The organism is Massilia sp. LMS1-1-1.1, assembly GCF_040815535.1.
In the GTDB taxonomy this organism is placed as follows: domain Bacteria; phylum Pseudomonadota; class Gammaproteobacteria; order Burkholderiales; family Burkholderiaceae_D; genus Janthinobacterium; species Janthinobacterium aestuarii.
Map to the genome: position 1 here is coordinate 1 of NZ_JBFPNG010000053.1, position 255 is coordinate 255.

At 67.1% G+C, this 255-nt stretch carries 1 protein-coding gene; it reads left to right on the forward strand.

The genetic code is table 11. The features are described 5' to 3' along the window. The coding region (locus tag MRBLMS1_RS24700) for a phage tail-collar fiber domain-containing protein (RefSeq protein WP_485882664.1) at positions 1-255 on the forward strand (255 nt) is incomplete at both ends.

Consider the following 255-nt stretch of genomic DNA (forward strand, 5'->3'; position numbering starts at 1 on the left):
GCCCAGCTATAAGCCCGTCATGGCCGAGGGCAGCGCCCGCACGCAAGTGGTGCGCGTGGTGCTGATCGTCGCCAGCACGGCCGCCATCGAGCTGAAAATCGATCCGTCCGTGGTGCTGGCCACCCGCAAGTATGCCGACGACAAGGCCGCCGAGGCTGTCATGGCGCATGAGGCGAAGGCCAACCCGCACCCGCAGTACCTGAGCAAGATCGACGGCGAAGCCAAGATCGCGGCGGCGATTGCCGCCCTGGTCGA